General features: G+C 46.2%; 26 protein-coding genes. 25 read left to right on the forward strand and 1 reads right to left on the reverse strand.

All coding sequences use genetic code 11. The annotated features are described in order from the left end of the window. The first annotated feature begins 34 nt into the window (after window positions 1–34). From trpD to J2T16_RS00310, 19 genes are all read left to right on the forward strand, one after another. The gene (gene trpD / locus J2T16_RS00220; RefSeq protein WP_154958041.1) at window positions 35–1075 is read left to right on the forward strand and encodes an anthranilate phosphoribosyltransferase; all 1041 of its coding nucleotides are present in this window, start codon (window positions 35–37) and stop codon (window positions 1073–1075) included. Beyond that, window positions 1065–1853 (forward strand): indole-3-glycerol phosphate synthase TrpC, encoded by a 789-nt coding sequence (gene trpC / locus J2T16_RS00225; RefSeq protein ID WP_221788189.1) that lies wholly within the window; start codon window positions 1065–1067, stop codon window positions 1851–1853. Before trpD ends, trpC begins: the two co-directional genes overlap by 11 nt. Before the next feature lie 53 nt (window positions 1854–1906). After that, window positions 1907–2590, forward strand: coding sequence for a phosphoribosylanthranilate isomerase (locus J2T16_RS00230; protein WP_423246128.1), 684 nt, complete (start codon window positions 1907–1909; stop codon window positions 2588–2590). Continuing rightward, window positions 2587–3783, forward strand: coding sequence for a tryptophan synthase subunit beta (trpB, locus tag J2T16_RS00235; protein WP_499017409.1), 1197 nt, complete (start codon window positions 2587–2589; stop codon window positions 3781–3783). The genes J2T16_RS00230 and trpB overlap by 4 nt, the downstream gene beginning before the upstream one ends. Beyond that, window positions 3783–4589, forward strand: a complete 807-nt coding sequence (gene trpA / locus J2T16_RS00240; RefSeq protein WP_154957576.1) for a tryptophan synthase subunit alpha — start codon at window positions 3783–3785, stop codon at window positions 4587–4589. Before trpB ends, trpA begins: the two co-directional genes overlap by 1 nt. 63 nt (window positions 4590–4652) lie before the next feature. Further along, window positions 4653–5753, forward strand: coding sequence for a histidinol-phosphate transaminase (gene hisC / locus J2T16_RS00245; RefSeq protein WP_221788191.1), 1101 nt, complete (start codon window positions 4653–4655; stop codon window positions 5751–5753). A gap of 26 nt (window positions 5754–5779) precedes the next feature. Further along, on the forward strand, window positions 5780–6874 hold the full coding sequence (locus tag J2T16_RS00250; protein ID WP_154890613.1) for a prephenate dehydrogenase: 1095 nt from the start codon (window positions 5780–5782) through the stop codon (window positions 6872–6874). A 677-nt stretch (window positions 6875–7551) separates the two neighbouring features. Beyond that, complete coding sequence (locus J2T16_RS00255) at window positions 7552–8145, forward strand: RNA polymerase sigma factor (protein ID WP_090917194.1); 594 nt, start codon at window positions 7552–7554, stop codon at window positions 8143–8145. Next, window positions 8142–8777 carry an anti-sigma factor family protein gene (locus J2T16_RS00260; RefSeq protein WP_090917192.1) on the forward strand — a complete coding sequence of 212 codons (636 nt, stop codon included), beginning with the start codon at window positions 8142–8144 and terminating at the stop codon, window positions 8775–8777. Before J2T16_RS00255 ends, J2T16_RS00260 begins: the two co-directional genes overlap by 4 nt. Window positions 8778–8821: 44 nt before the next feature. Then, window positions 8822–9424, forward strand: a complete 603-nt coding sequence (locus tag J2T16_RS00265; RefSeq protein ID WP_308723398.1) for a histidine phosphatase family protein — start codon at window positions 8822–8824, stop codon at window positions 9422–9424. Between the two features lie 235 nt (window positions 9425–9659). Continuing rightward, window positions 9660–10778, forward strand: a complete 1119-nt coding sequence (locus J2T16_RS00270; protein ID WP_336120225.1) for a hypothetical protein — start codon at window positions 9660–9662, stop codon at window positions 10776–10778. Between the two features lie 44 nt (window positions 10779–10822). Further along, window positions 10823–11329 (forward strand): gamma carbonic anhydrase family protein, encoded by a 507-nt coding sequence (locus tag J2T16_RS00275; RefSeq protein ID WP_221788195.1) that lies wholly within the window; start codon window positions 10823–10825, stop codon window positions 11327–11329. A 23-nt stretch (window positions 11330–11352) separates the two neighbouring features. Then, entirely contained in the window at window positions 11353–11532 is a 180-nt protein-coding gene (locus J2T16_RS00280) for an IDEAL domain-containing protein (protein ID WP_090917186.1), read from the forward strand. 189 nt (window positions 11533–11721) lie between these two features. Beyond that, window positions 11722–12129 (forward strand): DUF2487 family protein, encoded by a 408-nt coding sequence (locus J2T16_RS00285; RefSeq protein ID WP_253493393.1) that lies wholly within the window; start codon window positions 11722–11724, stop codon window positions 12127–12129. A 193-nt stretch (window positions 12130–12322) separates the two neighbouring features. After that, complete coding sequence (locus tag J2T16_RS00290; RefSeq protein WP_090917182.1) at window positions 12323–12865, forward strand: QcrA and Rieske domain-containing protein; 543 nt, start codon at window positions 12323–12325, stop codon at window positions 12863–12865. Between the two features lie 15 nt (window positions 12866–12880). Continuing rightward, window positions 12881–13552 carry a menaquinol-cytochrome c reductase cytochrome b subunit gene (gene qcrB, locus J2T16_RS00295; RefSeq protein WP_017687726.1) on the forward strand — a complete coding sequence of 224 codons (672 nt, stop codon included), beginning with the start codon at window positions 12881–12883 and terminating at the stop codon, window positions 13550–13552. Between the two features lie 22 nt (window positions 13553–13574). Further along, on the forward strand, window positions 13575–14462 hold the full coding sequence (locus tag J2T16_RS00300) for a menaquinol-cytochrome c reductase cytochrome b/c subunit (protein WP_154890610.1): 888 nt from the start codon (window positions 13575–13577) through the stop codon (window positions 14460–14462). A gap of 128 nt (window positions 14463–14590) precedes the next feature. Next, on the forward strand, window positions 14591–15217 hold the full coding sequence (locus tag J2T16_RS00305; protein WP_154957573.1) for a DUF1405 domain-containing protein: 627 nt from the start codon (window positions 14591–14593) through the stop codon (window positions 15215–15217). 66 nt (window positions 15218–15283) lie between these two features. Continuing rightward, window positions 15284–16153, forward strand: a complete 870-nt coding sequence (locus tag J2T16_RS00310; protein ID WP_221788197.1) for a sporulation protein YpjB — start codon at window positions 15284–15286, stop codon at window positions 16151–16153. Window positions 16154–16296: 143 nt separating this feature from the next. Here the strand turns inward: J2T16_RS00310 and J2T16_RS00315 are convergent, their stop codons facing one another. Further along, window positions 16297–17166 carry a YitT family protein gene (locus tag J2T16_RS00315; protein ID WP_221788198.1) on the reverse strand — a complete coding sequence of 290 codons (870 nt, stop codon included), beginning with the start codon at window positions 17164–17166 and terminating at the stop codon, window positions 16297–16299. Between the two features lie 195 nt (window positions 17167–17361). Here J2T16_RS00315 and J2T16_RS00320 point away from each other — a divergent pair, with 195 nt between their 5' ends. From J2T16_RS00320 to bshA, 6 genes are all read left to right on the forward strand, one after another. Further along, window positions 17362–17691: a nucleotide pyrophosphohydrolase gene (locus J2T16_RS00320; protein ID WP_090917174.1), complete on the forward strand. Its 330-nt coding sequence runs from the start codon at window positions 17362–17364 to the stop codon at window positions 17689–17691. Between the two features lie 50 nt (window positions 17692–17741). After that, window positions 17742–18266, forward strand: coding sequence for a tetratricopeptide repeat protein (locus J2T16_RS00325; protein WP_154890606.1), 525 nt, complete (start codon window positions 17742–17744; stop codon window positions 18264–18266). Between the two features lie 100 nt (window positions 18267–18366). Then, window positions 18367–19170, forward strand: coding sequence for a 4-hydroxy-tetrahydrodipicolinate reductase (gene dapB / locus J2T16_RS00330; RefSeq protein WP_221788199.1), 804 nt, complete (start codon window positions 18367–18369; stop codon window positions 19168–19170). Window positions 19171–19188: 18 nt separating this feature from the next. Then, window positions 19189–19629, forward strand: a complete 441-nt coding sequence (gene mgsA, locus J2T16_RS00335; RefSeq protein ID WP_090917168.1) for a methylglyoxal synthase — start codon at window positions 19189–19191, stop codon at window positions 19627–19629. Beyond that, entirely contained in the window at window positions 19626–20315 is a 690-nt protein-coding gene (gene bshB1, locus J2T16_RS00340) for a bacillithiol biosynthesis deacetylase BshB1 (RefSeq protein ID WP_090917166.1), read from the forward strand. The genes mgsA and bshB1 overlap by 4 nt, the downstream gene beginning before the upstream one ends. 339 nt (window positions 20316–20654) lie before the next feature. Beyond that, window positions 20655–21815 (forward strand): N-acetyl-alpha-D-glucosaminyl L-malate synthase BshA, encoded by a 1161-nt coding sequence (gene bshA / locus J2T16_RS00345; protein WP_253493422.1) that lies wholly within the window; start codon window positions 20655–20657, stop codon window positions 21813–21815. The last annotated feature ends 8 nt before the right edge of the window (window positions 21816–21823 follow it).

The raw sequence follows: 21823 nt of genomic DNA on the forward strand, positions 1-21823 counted from the left end.
CATGAGTGACAGTCAGGTGCTACCTGAAGCAGTGATTTCCCGGGAAGAAGGAATGAAACAAGGACTCGCTAAAATTCTCGAAGGCCGTCACCTGGAGCAGGACGAGGCACGTGAACTGATGTATTCGATCATGCGAGGTGAAGCTACTCCGGCTCAAATTGGAGGGTTGCTGATGGCTCTTCGTATGAAGGGGGAAACGGTGGATGAAATCACTGGTTTTGCTCAGGCGATGCGTGGACAAGGTGGACGTATACTGACAGATGGTAGAGGGCTGCTGGATACATGCGGTACAGGCGGATCGGGTATTCATAAATTCAATATCTCTACAGCATCGGCCATTATTGCTTCAGCAGTTTCAGTTCGAGTAGCCAAACATGGCAATCGTTCAGCTTCTGGCAAAGCAGGCAGTGCGGATGTGTTGGAAGCGCTCGGCGTTAATATTCATCTGAATGGAGAGCAGGCCAGACAATGTCTGGATGAGATCGGAATCTGTTTCTGTTTTGCTCAGGTGTATCATCCCTCCATGCGTCATGCGGCGGCTCCGAGAAAAGAGCTGGGTGTGCGCACGATTTTCAATATGCTTGGACCATTAACCAATCCAGCCGGTGCAGACCGCCAATTGCTCGGATTGTATGATCGCTCCCGGACGCCGATGATTGCAGAAGTGCTTAACCGCCTCGGTTTGAAAAGAGCGCTAGTTGTTGCCAGCCATGATGGTCTGGACGAAATCAGTATCTCTGCACCTACACAGGTATCGGAGTTGCGGAACGGGGTAGTGCACACGTATGACATTGACCCACGCGATATGGGGCTGTCTTTGCATCCGCTCGAAGCAGTGCTTGGAGGAGATGCGGCGCAGAATGCCGAAATTATACATCGGATCTTCCAGGGTGAACGCAGTGCTTACCGGGATGTTGTGTTGCTGAATGCAGGGGCATGTATTTATGTATCCGGCCTTGCGGACAGCATTGCAGATGGCGTTAAAATCGCTGCAGAGGCAGTGGACTCGGGTAAAGCGGCCAGTAAGCTTGGACAGTTAATTCATACAACGGAGGCGTACAATCATGTATCTTGATCGAATCGTTGCGACAAAACATAAAGAAGTGCAGGCTCTTGCACAGACGTTTAACATGGATGAAGCTATGAAAAAGATTGAACAATTACCGGCTGCACGCGGGTTTGAACAGGCACTGTCAAGTAGACGCAATCGTAAGCTGGGGCTTATTGCCGAAGTGAAGAAGGCCTCGCCATCCAAAGGGTTAATTCGCCCGGATTTTCATCCGGTAGAGATTGCTTCTGCCTATGAACGTGCGGGTGCTGATTGTATCTCAGTTTTGACGGATGTTTCCTATTTTCAAGGTAGTAACGAGTATTTGCAGGCTATTCATCAGGCTGTGAATATTCCGCTCTTGCGCAAGGACTTTATGATCGATGAGTCACAGATTGCAGAAGCTAGACTTTTGGGAGCAGACGCGATCTTGCTGATTGCCAGCATTCTCACGCCGGTGCAGATTCGTCAGTTTCTAACGTTTGCGAAAAGTCTTGGACTAGATGCTTTAATTGAAGTTCATGACCGGGCAGAACTGGAAACGGTATTAGAGATTCCTGAAGCGACACTTGTTGGTATCAATAACCGAAATTTGAAAAATTTCGAAACCAGTCTGAATACCACGCTCGATCTGATGGGACTGATTCCACCAGGTGTGACGCTCATTAGCGAAAGCGGGATTGACGGTGCGGAATCGACCAAACCCCTGATTGAAGCTGGCGTGCACGGTATTCTCGTTGGAGAGCATCTGATGCGTAAAGACGATGTGGAAGCTGCTGTTTACGATCTGATGGGACCGAAATAATGAATAACCCTATATATGACGATACAGGTGCAGGTTCCCGTAAAGAAGAGAACTTGATGCCAGCGGCCGTAAAAATATGTGGACTTCAGGACGTTGAAGTGCTAAAATCGATGATAAACTTGCCTGTGGACTATATTGGTGTCGTATTTGCCAAGTCCCGACGACAGATTACTCCTGAGAAGGCAGCGGAGTTGAGATCGGTATTGTTTGAATGGTCTTTACATGAACGACCGAAACTTGCTGGTGTATTTGTGAATCCGACGATGCAAGAACTGAAACATGTGATGGAGACAGTGTCTTTGGATGTGATTCAATTGCATGGGCAGGAAAGTGCGGAATTCTGTCAACAAGTGAAAGAGCTCTGGCATGCAGATTTGTTCAAGGTCGTTTCTTTTCCAAAAGACGAAACAGGACAGGATGCGGATTATGCCGCTTTGCAACGGTTAAATGATTACGTGGGATTCGTTGACGCGATCTTGTTGGACACCTTTGATCCATTGTATGGTGGCGGTTCTGGCAAAACATTTGCTTGGGAACGTATTCCTGTATACGCAGAATGGGCTACTGAACGTGGTATTGCCATGTTTGTTGCAGGCGGACTTCAGACGGACAATGTACAACATTTAATTCAAACGTACAGACCTTATGGCGTAGACGTATCAAGTGGCGTGGAGACGGAAGGTCTGAAAGATATATCCAAAATTACAGCATTTGTAGAAAGGGTGAAGCAGGCATGACACACCAATTGCCGGATGAACATGGGCGTTTCGGTCTTTTCGGAGGCCGTTTTGTACCCGAGACACTAATGAACGCTCTGATTGAACTAGAAGAAGCATACAGCCGCTTCTCTGAGGATGAAGAGTTTAACAAGGAATTGAATTATTTGCTCAGTGAATATTCCGGACGAGAAACACCTTTGTATCACGCGGAGCAATTATCACGTCATCTGGGTGGTCCCAAAATTTATTTGAAACGTGAAGATCTGAATCACACAGGTGCACATAAAATCAACAATGCGATTGGACAAGGGCTTCTTGCTAAACGGATGGGAAAAAAGAAAGTCATTGCTGAGACCGGCGCAGGCCAGCACGGGGTTGCGACGGCAACCGTGGCGGCATTGCTTGGACTGGAGTGCAAAGTATTCATGGGTGAAGAAGATACCCAGCGCCAGCAACTAAATGTATTCCGGATGAAATTGCTCGGAGCAGAAGTCATTCCGGTAACGTCCGGCACACGTACATTGAAAGATGCTGGTAACGAAGCGCTTCGTTATTGGGTCAGTAATGTAGAAGATACTTTCTACGTGCTGGGATCTGTTGTCGGACCTCACCCGTATCCAATGATGGTGCGTAACTTCCAGCGCGTGATCGGAGACGAGACACGTCGTCAGATTCAGGAGATTGAAGGACGCCTTCCGGATGTTATTGTAGCGGCTGTTGGCGGCGGAAGTAACGCCATCGGAATGTTCTACCCTTTTATCGGAGATCAGGATGTTAAATTGGTCGGTGTTGAAGCAGCAGGCAAAGGTGTGGATACCGAGTACCATGCGGCAACGATGAGCAAAGGCACACATGGTGTATTCCAGGGCTCGATGAGTTATCTGTTACAAGATGAGTATGGGCAAGTGCAACCTGCACACTCCATCTCAGCAGGTCTGGATTATCCAGGGGTTGGACCAGAACACTCCTATCTTAAAGATATTGAACGGGCTAAATATGTTCCGATTACGGATCAGGAAGCCTTGGATGCTTTGCAATTGTTAAGTCGTACGGAAGGCATTATTCCTGCGCTCGAGTCGGCCCATGCGGTTGCCCAGGTCGTGAAGCTGGCGCCGGAACTGACAGCTGATAATATCATTGTGATCTGTCTGTCTGGGCGCGGGGATAAAGACGTAGAATCCATTATGAAGTATACGGGAGGTAACTTGTAATGAATCTGATGGACCAAACCTTCCAGCAATTAAAAGAACAAAATCGCACGGCACTTATTCCGTTTCTTACCGTTGGTGATCCAGATGTGAACACCACTATTGATATTATCAAGGAGCTTGAACAAGCAGGAGCAGACATTTTGGAGCTTGGTGTTCCGTATTCCGATCCACTCGCAGACGGCCCTGTGATCCAGCGTGCTTCCGAGCGTGCATTGAAAAGCCAAATCACGATTCGTACGGTGATGGAGACGGCGGCTAAAGCTCGTGAAGCCGGTGTGAAATTACCCTTTGTTCTGTTTACGTATTACAATCCGGTGCTGCAAACGGGTCTGGATATTTTCTTTGACGAGTTGATCAAACATGATATCAGCGGCATGATTATTCCGGATTTACCGATCGAAGAGGCTGAGGATATGCGTCGCCGTGCTGATCAGGCCGGTGTTCATCTAGTCCCGCTTGTAGCCCCTACGTCCAATGCTCGTATTGAGCGGATTGTCACTGGCGCGCGCGGATTTATCTATTGTGTCTCATCTCTTGGTGTAACCGGAGAGCGTGCATCCTTTTTTAACGGTGTAGAAAGTTTTATTGAAACGGTAAAAGGTCTGACAGACCTTCCTGTTGCCGTAGGCTTCGGTATCTCGAGTCATGAGCAAGTAGCCCATTTCTCCCGCATCTGTGATGGTGTCGTTGTAGGGAGTGCTATTGTGCGTCAAGTGGAAGAGGCAATCCCGCTACTTGAAAATCCGGATACTCGTGAGGCAGGACTGTTGCAAATTCGCAACTTTGTGGCACAATTAAAAGGATAATCACATAAGTTGAACTTTTTATTTCTACTTTACTCAATTTTTGAGCAACAGGAGGCGGTCGAATTGAAACCGAAATCCCAGATTGTCAATCTGCCTGTGTATAAGCCGGGCAAACCGATTGAAGAAGTTAAACGTGAGCTGGGGCTGGAGCACGTCATCAAGCTGGCCTCCAACGAGAACCCCTACGGCAGTTCTCCCGCTGTACTTGAGGCAATGACAAGAGAATTGGCTAATGTAAGTATTTATCCCGACGGAAGTGCTGCAGAACTGACAGCAGTGCTTGCCAAGCATTTGGGAGTAGAGCGAGACAATTTGATTTTTGGCTGTGGATCGGATGAGATTATTGCGCTGATCACACGGGCGTTCTTTCTTCCTGGAGATGAGACCATTATGGCGGATCAGACCTTCTCCGTATATAAAAGCAATGCGGACATCGAAGGTGCAGTAACGATAGAGGTCCCTTTAAAAAATGGAACTCACGACTTGCCAGCAATGCTGGCGCAAATCAACGATAAGACCAAAGCTGTCTGGGTGTGCAATCCGAATAACCCTACAGGTACGATCATTTCCGAGCAAGAGCTGATTAGCTTTATGGACCGGGTACCGTCGAATGTAATGGTTGTGCTGGACGAGGCTTATTATGAATTTGTAACGGATGAAGCTTATCCGCAAAGCATTTCATTGATCGATCGTTACCCTAACCTGGTTGTTCTGCGGACCTTCTCCAAAATTTATGGCTTGGCATCACTCCGCATAGGCTACGGAATTGCGCGTCCAGAGATTATTGACCTGATTAACCGTGTCCGGGAACCGTTTAACACCTCTCGTTTTGGGCAGGTTGCTGCAATGGCTGGACTTCAGGATCAGGCTTTTGTTCAGGAGTGTTCCAAACGGAATGCTGAAGATCGGGAATGGCTGCAAAATGAATTTTCACGACTGGGTTTGCCTTATTTCCCAAGTCAAGGTAATTTCATTTTGGTTGACGTCAACATGCCATCCGTCGAAGCATTTCAGTCTTTGTTGAAACAAGGTATTATCGTTCGCTCGGGCTTTCACGTCTATCCAACTTACATTCGTGTGTCTGTGGGAACAGCGGAGCAAAATCGTGCTTTTATAGCGGCGCTGGAGAACACACTGGCGGAGAATGTGGCAGCACGCCCTTAATACTGGCGATGAAAGAGTGAGGACCCATGACCATAAAAATTGCAATGATTGGTGTCGGACTCATCGGCGGTTCACTTGCGCTTTGCTTTAAAGGCAAGCCGGGGGTTACCGTCATGGGTTACGCACATTTGGAAGAGTTAAAAGACAAGTACATAGCGAGCGGAGTAGTGGATGCTGCGACGCTCTCTCTGGAAGAAGCGGTGCAGGATGCCGACTTCATTTTTTTGTGTGTGCCTGTTGGTTTGCTTGAATCGTATTTTGAACAACTGTCCAGACTGCCGCTGAAAAAAGGTTGCATCATTACCGATGTTGGGAGTACGAAAGCTTCCATTGCAGCTTGTGCGGAACAGATCCGGTTAAAAGAGGCTTACTTTATCGGAGGACACCCGATGGCAGGATCGGAACGGGCGGGTGTAGACGCAGCGTCAGCTGTATTATTTGAGAACGCCTATTACGTTCTCACCCCTTCCATGCATGTGCCTGAGGAGGCGTATGGCCGCTTATCCGAGCTTTTAGCGTATACTCGTGCTCAGATTGTTCGGGTAGAGCCTCTGTTGCATGATGATATTGTAGGTGCGATCAGTCACCTGCCCCATGTTATTGCTGTTGCTTTGGTGAATCAGGTACGTGAATATAACGAATCTAATCCGCTGTATAAAATGCTGGCAGCAGGTGGTTTTCGGGATATTACGAGGATTGCGTCCAGTGATGCGATTGTCTGGAGGGATATTCTGCTGAGTAACCGTGACGTGCTGCTGGAGTTGCTTAAGGACTGGAATAGTCAAATGTCGTCTTTTACAACGATGTTAGAGCAAAAGAACGGGGAAGGCATTGAGGATGCATTTCGTCAGGCGCGGGAATTCCGCAGTGTATTGCCTGAGAGACGCAAGGGCATGATCTCTCCTTTATTCGATCTGTATACAGATGTGCAGGATGCTCCGGGTATGATCGGTAAAATAGCAACAGAGCTCGGGACAAATGATATCAACTTGAGTAACCTTGAGATTATTGAAAATCGGGTGGACGTGCCGGGGATTATGCGTTTGTCATTCCGTCAGGAAGAGGATATGGAACGAGCGAAGACTCTGCTGGCATCACTAGGTTATCAGGTGTGGATTTAGGTTGACAAAAGAGGGCGAGAGCTCTCTTTTTTTTGTAACCAGTGGGAGAATTATGTTTTTAGACAAAAAAAAGACCGCTTACATAAGCGGCCATTGCTCACGTGGAGCAATACAGTTATTGGATAGGAGTGGAGAGAAACCATACTGTGCTTTTATTATATGTATACGTTTTCATTTTGTCAACACTTTGGACAAATTTATTTGTATAAACTTAGATTTCGAGGAAAAACAGTACAATCAAGGCTTTTAATCTTAGCAAAACCATTCGTGAGGTACGAAAAAAAATGTTGATAGAATGCGCCAAAAAAAATTCCGAAAAAAATATCTCATTTTTGTAACCTTTTTAGAAATGGTCACGTCTATATATGCAAGGCTTTCCAAAATGCTGTATTAGGAAGTCATGACAACGAAATTAATGGCATATAAATGTTAAGTCGGACAAAAGTGGATAGCAATGGATTTGCCAGGATGATGCAGACCGTTGTACAATGTTACTGTTATGTAGAAACGTTGGGGAAATTGCCATTACATAGGGGAATTTGGCGGAAGGGCCGAAAACGGTGCTGGACGCTTTTTTTATGCGGTTGAACCGCAACTTTTTTACGCCTGTTCGGTAATACATGGATAGAGTCGAACGGGGAGAAGCACATGGATGGGCGAGGAGGGGTCGCACTCAAATGACGGATTCCCAGTTGATTCGAGAGATCAAGGAAGGTAACGTTGAGTTATATTCCGAGCTGATGAGTCGTTATCAGCGTAAAATACTGGCTTTCGTATATCATATGTTGAAAAGTTCCAATATGGAGCTGCTTGCGGAAGATCTCTGTTCTGAGACATTCTACAAGGCGTTCCGCAGTTTACACTCTTTCCGTGAGGTGGATGCTTCATTCTCCACTTGGCTGTATACCATTGCTAGAAATACGGTATTGAGTGAGCTTCGTAAGCAGCGTAGTGGGAATGTTCCGCTTGAAGAGAGCGGCGTAGTTCCTGTTGCTCCTATGGAGAACGCTCCTGAGCATGCTGTACTGCGTAGCGAGCGGGTGATGCTGGTTAGAGATGCGATTAACAATCTACCAGAGAAGCAACGTTCTGCGATTATACTCCGTGAGTATGATCAGCTCGACTATCAGGAAATTGCAGGTATTTTGGGGCAGAGCGTTAGTTCTGTTAAATCGCTGTTATTCAGGGCAAGATCAAGCGTAAAAACACAGTTGGAGCCTTATTTCTTCGAGCCGATGTACGAGCCATATGAAGGGATGAAGAACCGATGAATTGCAATGAAGCCCAGGAACTGTTTGCATTGGTCTGGGACTTACCGGAATCTCATCCTCAGCGAATTGCTTTTCAAGCACATCTCGCTGGTTGTGAAGATTGTTCGGAGCAGTTTGAAGTCTGGGAGGAAGCCCAGATGTTGCTGCACAGCATCCCGGTTCCAGTGACAGAGCAACAGGCAGAGAGGGTCAACCGAAACGTAATGGACCGGATTTACGCGGAGTCTCCATGGCTATTACCAGAAGAGGCAAAGGTTAATCGATTCTCTGCGGCAATCCGTAAACATATGTCTTTGTGGATTGCGGCGTTCCTGGCTATTTTTTTATGCAGCTTTCTGTACATGGCGATGTTCAAGCCGGAGGTTTCAGAAGCTGAGAAGTCCAATGTAATTACAACAGGCATCCTTGAGACTGGGGTTGCTGGAAGTACATCTTCATCTTCGGGATTATATAAGTATGACATCCCTGGAGCGAATAAAGGGAGTATCATTGAACCTTTTGTTGTAAGTATGGGACCTGCGTATCCTCAATACTGGATGGCATTGTCTCTGCTTGCCATAGGAATGGCTTTGTTTTCACTTGGACGTATGCATCGATCAACAACTAAACGTAAACAAGGTGTGGGTGCGTAGGTTTCTAACCTGGCGTTCGCTGTGTGGAGAAATGAGGGATGAATGTGCGGATCGGACTTGTTCGTCATGGTCTGACAGATTGGAATGCGGCTGGCCGCATACAGGGGCAGACGGATATTCCTTTGAATGAGGAAGGACGTAAGCAGGCTGAATGCCTTGGTAGACGTCTGCAGTCTGAGGGCTACCAGTGGGATTTTATTGTGACGAGTGGTTTATCAAGGGCGCAGGAAACGGGAAAGATTCTTTCACGGATGCTGGATGTACCTATGCTTGAACCGGACGCACGATTGAAAGAACGAGCATTTGGTCAGGTTGAGGGCCTTACTTCGGATGAACGGGTTGCGCGTTGGGGGAAATCCTGGGATACACTTGATCTGGGGCAAGAGCACATCGAGGATATTCAAGTACGTGCGCTGGCTTTTTTGGACGATTTATGGTCTGCTCACTCGAAAGAAAATGTACTGATTGTAACGCATGGTGCTTTTCTTGCTAACCTGTTAACGGCGTTATATCAGGATAAATACACCGAACGCATTGGCAATCTGTCGCTGACCATTCTGGAGAAAGAACATGAAGATGACTGGACTCCACTCTTATATAATTGCACACAACATCTGTCTATGGATACCGCCAAACAATCTGAGTGATAAGCTCAGGTTGTTTTTTTTATACCATCTACATTTAAGAGATTATACAGGACTGCGGATAAACTCTACTGTTTCTCTTCTGATTGATTGTTTTGAGGCATAAGATGAGATAAAACAAAAAAAATGGCAAGAAGAGGTTTAGATTGTGGAGAATCCGTCAACCATGTTTACAAAACCACACTGTTGAAGGCCAGATCAGCAACCTAAAGCAGTGAACGGGTGAGGCGATGGATCCATGAATCTAGCAGACATGCTGACTTTTGCTGATATTGGCCAGCTTAATCGAATAGCAGACTACTATCAATGTGAATGCAAGCCTAATTCCAAACATGAACTCATCCAGAGCATCCTCACAACATTGGGTAGTAAACCTTTCTTTGAGCAACAGATACGTCAATTGAACCAGGCCGATCAACGGTTTCTGAACAACCTGTTATTTGACCCCCGCCAATTTTATGGCATGGAGGAGCTCATCGCTATAGCCCGTCAATCGATGGACAAAAAGGAGAGTGAGGCAGGCTCGAGTCCGCGTGATCTCATTATTCGCTTTACCAAAAGCGGCTGGCTGTTCAATGGGACTACACAACAGACCAGATATCTCTATCAAGTGCCTAAAGACTTGAAACTGAGGTTCAGAGATGTATTATCTACCCATTTACGAGCAGGTATAGTCAAAACAACAGAACCGGCCATGTATCGAGAAGAATATCATCTGATGGCAGAAGATCTGAAGTTGTTCCTGAAATTTGTGCAACAACATGAGATCGCTGTGAATGCCGAAGGCATGATGTATCGACGCTCACAGCAGCAACTTATGGAGCATCTGCACATCTCTGAGGAACTGATAGGCAAAGCCGGTTGGCGCTTCGGATATGGTCGTTCGTTCAAGGATTATCCGGATCGATTCGCATTGGTGTATGATTATGCGTTTCATCATCGATTGATTCGTGAAGAGCAGGGGTGTCTTAGGCTGACAGGGTCTGGTGAAGAGAAGCTGGGGGCCGAGAAAACAGCCGAAATGATACAGCTGTTTCGGTTTTGGTTAAGACTTTATAAAGGTGCTGTTCCAAATCTGTCCTCGATTGTGTACTGGACAGGCGAATGTGCCGAGAATTGGTCTACAAGGGAATCTCTTTTTCAGCAAATTGGCCCGTTTATCCAGCCGTTCTATTACGACACTGCTGAAGATATCTATGATAAGCGGATCATTAAAATGATGATGCATCTAGGCTTGATTCGTGCAGGTGAGCATGAACAAGGAAGAGTTGTGCAGATGACGGCTTGGGGATTAAAGCTCGCATCATCTTGCCGTTCCGTCTCTGCTGATGTTGCACCTATTGTGTTTGACAAGTGAAGGACAAGTTGCTACAATCACTCCCAAATTAAGGAGTGATACGAATGATAATTCCATACAAAGGTATAAAGCCAGTGCTACACCCTTCCATATATATGGCGGAGGGTTCGAAATTGATAGGTGATCTGCAAATGGACGAAGATTCTACCGTTTGGTTCAATGCAGTTCTGCGGGCCGATTTGGCACCTATTATTATTGGAAAGCGATGCAATATTCAAGATAATGCTGTAGGACATGTAAACACCGACCAACCTCTTATTCTGGGAGATGATGTCTCCATAGGACATGCTGCAATCATTCATGGTTGTACCATCGGAACAGGGGCATTGATCGGTATGGGAGCCATTGTACTCAATGGTGGCGAGATCGGTGAGTACTCACTGATTGGAGCCGGTTCTGTAGTAACTGAAAATAGTAAAATTCCGCCCTATACTCTCGCTTTGGGGACACCTGCCAAAGTGATTCGTGAATTGACTGAAGCCGATCTGCAGCGGATGTCGAGAACTTCACTGGGTTATGTAATCAAAGGAAGAGAATATAGGAGCTCTTAAATCCGTTTTGGAGGTGCATCCTATTGGATAAAATGAAAGTTACGTATGAAGTCATGTTGGGGCTGGCGGCTGAGATGGTTTGGGACGAGGCGCTTCGCAAACAGAAGAGTGAAAAGCTTTATTTGGAAATCGACAAAGCGTTAGCTACCGGAGACGAAGTAGCTTTCCGGAGTCTGACGGATGAACTGAGGACGATCAATTAACGGATCAATATAGAACCATTTAAATGAATAGTGGATAAAAAGGAATGCGCAACCTCGCATTCCTTTTTTTAATATTTTTTTATATAAACTTAAAAATTGAATGAATATCTGGCTTTATAACATATGCTCATATATAATATGGGAATAAAATGGATAGGAAGGGGATATAGGGAATTGAAATTCAGTGAGATGAATCAAGACAGCTGGGCTGAACTGCAACTCTATCTGGATACCTGCCTTGTTCCGTTCACGGCTATGAGCGGCAAACAGTCACCGGTTGAAGCGACTGAAGCGCTGGAACGGCTGAGAGATTTTCTAGATACGGTGGAGATTCCTTTTAAAGGAAGAATTATGACGTACCCAGCCTATCATTACGCAAGTTCACAAATGTCAATGACATTAAATACTTTGTCGACTGAACTCAAAGCTTCTGGATTTAAGTATGTGGTAATTATGTCAGCAGATGGATCATTTGTGGAGATGGACATTCCAGCCGCGGATTTACTTTTGAGTCAAAAGGATCTAGCAGGGCAACTCGAAGAAGGGACAATTGCCCGACATGTCGGGGAATGCATTCGAGACCTATGGAAAAGGTGACATCTTGATGACAAATGTGACAAATTTCCAACAGTTTTTTAACAACGCTTACAATTGAACCTTAAAAATGTGTGACAAATTCTTGACGGTGTTCTAGGGCTACTATATGATTATGTATGTTCTAGTAAGTCGTGGAATTTATGATAATGAAAACGATTGAGAGAGTTGGCTGAAAAAGGGGGTTGGAGACAGTATGAGCAGTGAGCATGACCAGCACGAAGCCTCGATGAAACCGCCAAGCAAATTGGAAATGTCGCGCAGGCAGTTTTTGACGTATACGCTTGGTGGAGCTACAGCCTACATGGCCGCCGGTGCAATTCTTCCTATGGTCCGTTTTGCGGTGGACCCGATTTTGCAACACAAGGGGGAAGGAACCTCTGTCAAAGTGGCTGAGATCAGCAAAATTACAAATGAACCTCAAGAATTTACGTTCGAACTGAAACAACAGGATGGCTGGTATTTGAGTAATGCTTCGTTGGTGGCCTGGATTCGCAAGGACGAGCAAGGGAAAATTTATGCGCTTTCACCCATCTGTAAGCATTTGGGATGTACAGTGGGATGGAACAGTGACAAAAACTACCCGAATGAGTACCATTGCCCATGTCACGGCGCGCACTATGACAAGGAAGGGAAGAATCTTGCCGTAGCCCCGAAACCATTGGATGAATATGTGGTTAAGGAGGAACAAGGCTGGGTTTATCTGGGCGAGATTGTTCCGAACACCCGAGTGAAATAGGAGGCGTGAACGCAGATGTTTAAAAATGTCTATGACTGGATTGACGAGCGTCTTGACATCACGCCAATATGGCGGGACGTTGCGGATCATGAAGTGCCAGAGCATGTAAACCCGGCGCATCACTTTTCCGCATTCGTATACTGTTTTGGCGGATTAACGTTCTTTATTACAGTTATTCAGATTCTGTCAGGCATGTTCCTGACGATGTACTACGTTCCAGATATTATTAATGCGTATGCAAGTGTTGAGTATTTGCAGACGAAAGTAGCTTTTGGTCAGATTGTACGCGGTATGCACCATTGGGGGGCCAGTTTGGTTATCGTCATGATGTTCCTACATACGATGCGTGTATTCTTTACAGGCTCATACAAGGCTCCGCGTGAAATGAACTGGGTTGTCGGCATGTTGATTTTCTTCGTCATGCTCGGTCTCGGTCTGACAGGATATTTGTTGCCTTGGGATAACAAAGCGTATTTTGCAACAAAAGTAACGCTGGAGATTGCCAACACCGTACCTTGGCTTGGACCAATTATCAAAGAATTCCTGCAAGGAGGAACCATCGTTGGTGCACAGACGCTGACACGATTCTTCGCATTGCACGTCTTCTTCCTCCCTGCGGTGCTTCTGGTGCTTCTGGTCGGACACTTTATCATGATCCGCAGACAGGGCATTTCGGGACCACTATAAACCAAAGAAGGGAGGAAACGTAATGGCTCACGGGCACAAGGGCAATGATGAGGAAAAAGTTATCTTTGTCGGTGATTCACGCGTCCGCAAAGGGTCGGGGTTCATTACTCCACCTGATTACACGGCATATCCCGGCAAATCGGAAGCATTTATTCCTAACTTCTTGCTCAAAGAGTGGATGGTCGGGGTTGTTGTTCTGGTCGGCATTCTCGTGTTGACCATCTCGGAACCTGCACCTCTCGGTTATCCGGCTAATCCAAGTGCATCGGTTATCCCGATGCCAGACTGGTACTTTCTTTTCCTGTATCAGTATTTGAAATATCCTTATGCATCTGGAGATTATGTCCTGCTGGGTGTACTGGGTGTCAGCGGTGTCGCATTCGGAGCTCTGCTGCTGGCTCCTTTCCTGGATACGGGGAAAGAGCGTCGTTTCTACAAACGTCCAATTGCTTCTGCTTTAATGTTACTGTCCGTTATCTCGGTATTCTATCTGACAAACGTAGCGTGGACACACTACAAGCACGAGCTTGAAGCGTCAGGACAGAAGCCGGAGCATATTCAGCGGGAGGAAGAGGCTCTGGAGAAACATGAACAGGGCTTGCCTACTTCTAATGCACCGGGACAGCAGCAGGAGGAAGTCGCGATTGTTGACAAGGACGATTCTGCGATGGAAACGTACAAAAAGGCTGGATGTATTGGCTGTCACGCAACCGATATGAAAGGCCAAGGCAACGCACCTTCTCTTCGTGGCGTCGGTGACAAGCACAGTCAAGAAGAGATTGTGACGATTATTAAAGAGGGCTACAATGGAATGCCTCCAATGTATGACCAAGCTATAGCCCAGGGTGTTACCGATGACGAAATCACTCATCTAGCCGAATGGCTTGCGAAACAGAAGGCAGAACAGTAAAATCGAATTAATGAAAAAACCTGATCGTTATGCGGTCAGGTTTTTTTGAAGTCTATTTTGATAATATCTGAAATTCGGTAATCGAGATGAAGTGTCAAGAATGAGTGAAGGAAGAAGGTGCAGTGGTCGTGGCTTTATCGTTTTTTTGGAGCAGGGAGTTTTTAACCAATCGGTATTTCCTGTGGCTTTTGTTCTGGTGTAATGCGCTTGGTACGGTTTACGGGTATATCTGGTATGGTGAACAAATGAAATGGACTCTTGCCCACCAGCCAGTATGGCAGATCGTATTTGTGCCAGATAGCCCAACAGCAAGCTTGTTTTTTACATTAGCGCTGTTGTGGGTACTGTATCCTGTAAAGTCGGCAGTCCTGCAACGAATTGGACATATTATCCAGGCACTCGCTGTAGTTACCTCTGTTAAATATGGCGTATGGGCTGTATCTATCATTTTTGCTGGCTGGTCTCAAGGAGGAGCACAGCATTGGCAGGACTGGATGCTGATCGCTTCCCATAGTGCCATGGCAATTGAAGCACTGATATATGTACGCTTCTTCGGCTTCCGATGGTTGTCATTGATTGTGGCAGGTCTCTGGACACTGTTGAATGATACGATGGATTATACATACGATATTTACCCGTGGTTGCCTGCAACGCTGTACCAATATGTACAGGCTGTTCGTAATTTTACAGTCACGTTGACCATCGTGAGCATTCTTGCGGCTTGGCTTGCATTAAAGCAGGCCAAAAGAGCCTGAGTATACCAGCTTAGCTTGTTCTAACCAGACATCCCTCGCCATACATTGATGATGGGAGGGATGTCCATGAAGAGAACATTCAGGAGTCTAACGGGATGGTTGACGGTATCACTCATGGCTCTGCTGCTTTGGACCAATGCTTCGTACAGGGTATCCGCGCAAAGTGGTGAATTCAAACCAAATGTGAATCAGGAAGTTTCCTCAACTTATACCATTGCACAAATGAATGAAGAGGCTACTGTGCTATATCGCAGGGTGCTTGAAAATAACATGGAGGAAGTACGTGCCAGCGTTACGCGTATCGGGAATAGTCTGGCGCATGTCTCGTTTGAGGGTCAAACCTCTGTTGAGGGAATTCATGCGTTGTCCGAAACGGTGGTAGAAGTCAAGGAGGCTACAGCTAAATTCAAAGGGGATAGACATCTGCTTCAGCAAGTTTCAGCCAAACTCAGACTTGCTACGGACAGTCTGGCCAATCCGGCTAAACCGCTCTGGCTCCAATATTATAAAATTGTGAAGAATGATCTGGATGCGTTATCACTGGCAGTTAATCAGAACAACAGTGCAGCGATTCTGACTAATCGCTTTAGTGTTCTTGAAGAGCACTATGAAACGATCCGTCCAGCGGCGATCATTCGGCTTGAGCCGTATCAGATCGCTCAAATGGATGCTTGGTTATCCCATCTCAAAGGACTGACACATGCAAAGCAGTCTGATCGATCACAGCTCCGTAGCATGACCGAACATGGAGAGGAGTTAGTCAATCAACTGTTTGGACGTGAAAAGGATGAGAGTGCCTTTGTGCCCTATGTACAAGGGCCAGACCGCCGGGCAGCAGGGCTAATAATTAGTTCTGTCATTGTTGCTACGCTGAGTTATGCGGGGTACCGTAAGTATCGTGCCGAGCAACAGGATATTTTTACATATCGCCGCTAGTCATTTTTCCCTATTTATCATGATAGATGTATCATAAAATGATCAACGAAAACCTCTTACCACAAAGACAGCCGATAGACTGACGTTTTGCTGTGGGAAGAGGTTTCTTTTTTTGCATATTTTACTATCGTAAAAATAAAGTCTCAGCTTTCTTTAAAACCTTCCCCATGCACATCGTGTACATCACTGATAATGACAAATGCCCTGGGATCAATGGAACGTACAATCGTTTGTAACCTGCGAAATTCTTGCCTGGAAATAACACAATATGCCATATGCTTTGCTTGTTTCGAGTAAGCGCCGATGGCTGGAATGAGCGTAACGCCGCGATCCATATCTTTGGTGATTTGATCGGCAATCTCGGGAGCATGATCGCTGATGATCATAAATGCACGGGCTGAATAGGCACCTTCCTGAATGAAATCGATAACCTTCGATGCAATAAACACAGCTACGAGTGTATACAGAATTTTTTCCTTGGGAATGTAAATGAGGGAAAGGCCAATGATCACAAAGTCGATACCTAACAGCACTCGTCCCATACTCCACCCATATTTTCGATTCAGGATACGCGCGATAATGTCGGAACCACCTGTCGTACCGCCCCAGCGGAACACGATGCCAAGCCCGGCTCCCAAGGTAACCCCTGCATATAATGCGGCCAAGAGAAGATCATTCTCGGTATGTAACGGTTCAATCCAGCCTTGATGAATCATTTTCTCAAACAGCCACAGAAATAAGGTCAACGCCCCAATCCCGACTCCGGTATAAATCATCTGTCTGCTACCGAGCACTTTAAGCCCAATCAGAAATAACGGAACATTTAAAATAAGAGTGGTAAGGGATGGGGAAACCCCGAAGGCATAGTTAATCAGCACGGTAACCCCGGTAAGTCCGCCCTCCATTAACTGATTGGGGATAATAAAATAAAGAAGCCCAAAGGCGTATAAAGTTGTACCCAACAGTATTGGGAGTACAAGTTTTAGTTGAATCCACGTTTTGGTAGTGCTCATAAGATCCCTCTCTGTACTTGAATTAGAATGAGGAAGTCATCATTCCCATCTTAGTATACCTGTTTCTATAGTCTTTAAAAATGATTATGCCGGACATTAATCATGATTTGTACCGTATGATGGTGGAAGTAAACATCAATAACTGATATTATTAGGAACAAACACGACATCAGAATAGAAGGAGAACCTGCTCTCATGGAGAAAAGTATGGCGGAAATGCAGCGTGAGGTTGACCTCTATATTTCTCAATTTAAAGAGGGATATTTCAGTCCTCTGGCCATGCTGGCCCGGATGTCTGAAGAGGTTGGAGAGCTTGCCCGTGAAGTGAATCACGAGTTCGGAGAGAAACCGAAGAAAGCTTCCGAAGCTGCCAATTCAATTGAACTTGAGCTTGGTGATATTTTATTTATCACTATCTGTTTTGCAAACTCGCTCGGTATTGATCTGGCTGAAGCGCATGACAAAGTTATGCATAAATTTAATACCCGCGACGCAAATCGGTGGACTCCAAAAAACACCGATTAGGCGTAGATTACATATGCTGTACCATCACCCGCACGGGGAGGGTCAGCTTGATGATGAAACCGGAAGATTATATGCAGCAGGCTTACCGCTGTATATTGCAAAATGATTTTGAGCAAGCCATTCGCTGGTTCGAAGCGGCTATTCATGCTCACCCGGAGCATGCCGAGTTATATTATCGCTGTTCCATAACGCACGCCCGAAGCAAACATTTGCTTCCTGCACTCGAATATGCCCGCAAGGCGGTGGAACTATCCGAAGGTGCCGAAGAATATGTGCTTCATCTGCAGACACTTGAAGCGAAGCAACTTACAGTTAGAGCCAAATTACTGCTTGAGCAGGCTGGAACAGAATCAAGCAAGCCATATGTCGAGGCTTCCCAACTTCTTAAAGAAGCCATTAGGCTGGATCCACTGTCTGTGGAGGCACATGTGATGCTGGCTCTTGCTCACAGCGATCTGAACGAATACGAAAGTGCCCTTCAGGTGTTACAGGATGCAATTGTGCTTGATCCGCAGAACGGGCAGTTGTATCAGATGTTACAACAAACGAAGCAACGGTTGAAATCGATGCAGTAATTGATATTCACAGTCGAGTGTTACAATAAATACAGACTGGATGAGATGCATGGGTTAAAACGACTAGATGAACTAACATAGTGAAGGAGATGCAGCCAAGATGAGTGAAGTGATAAGAGTTGCCGTGATCGGAGCGGCTGGACGAATGGGCCGTGAAGTTGTGAAACTGGTACTGCAAGACTCGGATTTGGAGCTTGCTGCCGCTGTCAACCGCTCCGGAGCAGGCACGGATGCAGGAACGCTGGTAGGACTGCCAGAGTGTGGCGTATTGGTAACCGATGATATCGAGATGGCTTTTGCTGAAACCAAACCACAGGTCATGGTTGACTTTACAGTGCCTCAATTTGCTCTTGCTCATACAGAGATTGCTATCCGCCATGGCGTGAGACCCGTCATGGGTGTTACCGGCTTTACGCCGGAGCAGATTGAACAGTTGGACAAGCAATGCCAGGAGAAAGGTATTGGCGGACTGATCGCGCCTAACTTCTCGATTGGAGCCATTCTTATGATGCGTTTTGCAGCACAGGCAGCCAAACATATGCCTAACGTAGAGATCATTGAATACCATGGCGATCAGAAGCTGGATGCACCTTCAGGAACAGCGATCAAAACAGCTGAATTGATTGCAGCCAATCGTGAAGAAATTCGTCAAGGCAATCCGAACGAAGAAGAAACGATTGAGGGTGCACGTGGTGGATATTATAACGGATTCCGCATTCACAGCGTGCGTTTGCCAGGTGTATTCGCACAGCAGGAAGTTGTATTTGGCGATTACGGACAGTCGCTGAAAATTCGTCATGATTCATATGAGCGTGCTGGTTATATGCCGGGAGTCAAGATCGGTGTACAAAAGGTGATGGAATATACAGGACTCGTTTACGGCTTTGACCACTTTATCGACTAAAGGAGATTGAAGATTGTCATGTTGAAAATCGCATTTATTGCCCACGATCGTAAAAAAGAAGAAATGGTAAACTTCGTTACGGCCTATGAGCCTGTGTTTACAGACCATCAATTATATTCAACAGGTACGACAGGTCTTCGTATTATGGAAGGTACATCCCTGCAGATTCATCGTTTTGAATCAGGGCCGCTTGGGGGAGACCAACAGATTGGAGCGTTGGTTGCACAAAACGAGATGGATCTGATCATTTTCCTTCGTGATCCATTAATGGCACAGCCCCATGAGCCGGACATTAATGCACTGCTTCGCCTGTGCGATGTTCAGGGCATTCCACTGGCTACCAATATTGCAACAGCCGAGATCCTTGTTAAAGCTCTTGACCGTGGTGATTTTGCTTGGAGGGAACTCGTACATAAGTATAAGCCGGACGCTGGATTGAATACGGGTGACTCTCAATGAGTCTAGATATTCTTATCTTCGGTGCACATGCGGACGATGCCGAGATTGGCATGGCTGGAACGATTGCGAAACATACGGCTGCCGGGTTAAAGGTAGGCGTATGTGACCTGACTCGTGCCGAGATGTCCTCCAATGGCACCGTGGAGCGCAGAACCGAGGAAGCGGAGCAAGCCTCACGCGTCCTCGGTCTTTCGTGTCGAACAAATCTCGAATTACCTGACCGGGGGCTGTATGTTACACCAGAACATGTAGAAGCGGTTACCGCTGAGATTCGCAGACATGCACCTCGAATTGTTTTTGCACCTTACTGGGAGGATCGGCATCCCGATCATATTATGTGTAGCAAACTCGTGCAAGAAGCGGTATTTAACGCGAAGCTTCGAAATTATATGCCGGACATGCCAGCTGTACAAGTGAAGGAAACTTATTTTTACTTTATCAACGATATCGGTCCTACGGATTTGATTGTGGATATTACGGAACACTATGAACAAAAGGAAGCCTCGCTTCGCTGTTATCGATCTCAGTTCGAGCAGGGTGCAGGTATCGTATCTACACCGCTGAATCAAGGTTATATCGAACGAGTGAGGGCACGTGATTCCTTACTTGGACAACGTAGCTTAATCCCGTTTGCAGAAGGATTTGCAACGATAACGCCTTATGTAGTGAAACAGTTTGGCGTCTAAACGGCGCTACCTCTGTATATAGATAGAACCATATATTCACACTTGAACGGAGAGGACAGAAAATACCTGAAAAAGCGAAGCGCTCGCCTAAAAGCTTCCTGAAAGAAAGCTACTTTGTAAGCATAGGCTTATCACCGGATTTTCCCCTTTTAGTAAAAGGGAATCCAAAAAATCTGGGGATAACAGCGATTGGCAGGTAATTCTGTCATCGGAGTGGACGTGTGAATTATAATAGGTCTAGTTATATAAACAGACCATAAACAAATCATGACATCAATTAATTTCCGTTGCATGATATCAACCTGCAATATGCGGGAGATCAAAGGAGCGTCCAACCCGATGGATCAAAAGCTAAAAATCGGAATCACCTGTTATCCGTCCCTCGGAGGATCCGGGGTTGTCGCAACGGAACTCGGCAAATTGCTGGCCGAACAGGGACATCAGGTTCATTTTATTGCGAACAGCATTCCGTTCAGATTAGGAAAGTTTCAGAAGAATATCTTTTATCATGAAGTAGAGGTTAACGATTATTACGTGTTTCGGTATCCTCCGTATGACCTGTCTTTAGCAACCAAGATGGCTCAGGTGGCAAAGGCTCAACAGCTAGACTTGCTACATGTGCATTATGCTGTACCGCATGCGGTATGTGCATTTCTCGCCAAACAGATGGTCGGAGACAATCTGAAAGTGGTTACAACTTTGCATGGGACGGATATTACGGTACTTGCTCAGGATGAATCGTTGAAAGATCTGATCCGTCTTGCGATCAATGAAAGTGATGCGGTAACAGCTGTTTCTCAGGATTTGATTCGGGAGACGGTTGAGCTACTGGATATTCAGCGTCCGATTGACCTGACCTATAATTTTATTGATAAACGTGTTTATTATCCAAGAGATGCAGCGAGTCTGCGACGTGATTATGCTGCCCCTCATGAAAAAATACTGATGCACATCTCGAACTTTCGTCCAGTCAAGCGAACACAAGACGTAGTGGAAGTATTCCGTCAAGTTCAGGAGCAGGTTCCCGCGAAGTTGTTGTTTGTGGGTGAAGGCCCCGACTTGCCCAAAATTCAGTGTAAAATTAAAGAACTGGGCTTGAGTGAAAAGGTTCATTTCCTGGGTAGACAGGATGATGTGGCTCAGGTGATATCAATGGCCGACATTTTAATGCTTCCATCCGAGAAAGAGAGCTTTGGTCTGGTAGCACTTGAAGCGATGGCATGTGGTGTGCCTACGATTGGTTCGCAGGCTGGCGGTATTCCGGAACTAGTATTGCATGGGAAGACAGGATTTCTCTCTCCGATCGGGGATACCCAATCTATGGCTGAGAATGCGATTCGTCTTCTGACGAATGAGCGTTTGGCTGCCGAGATCCGGGAGGCTTGCCTTCATCGTGCACATCATGATTTCTGCAATGACTCCATTCGGCAGGAATATGAAAAGATATATTATCGTGTGCTTGGAAGAGAAATCCCCAGTCTCAATCCCGTTTGCGGTTAAGTGTGGGG

The sequence above is a fragment of the Paenibacillus intestini genome, from assembly GCF_030803945.1.
In the GTDB taxonomy this organism is placed as follows: Bacteria; Bacillota; Bacilli; order Paenibacillales; family Paenibacillaceae; genus Paenibacillus; species Paenibacillus polysaccharolyticus.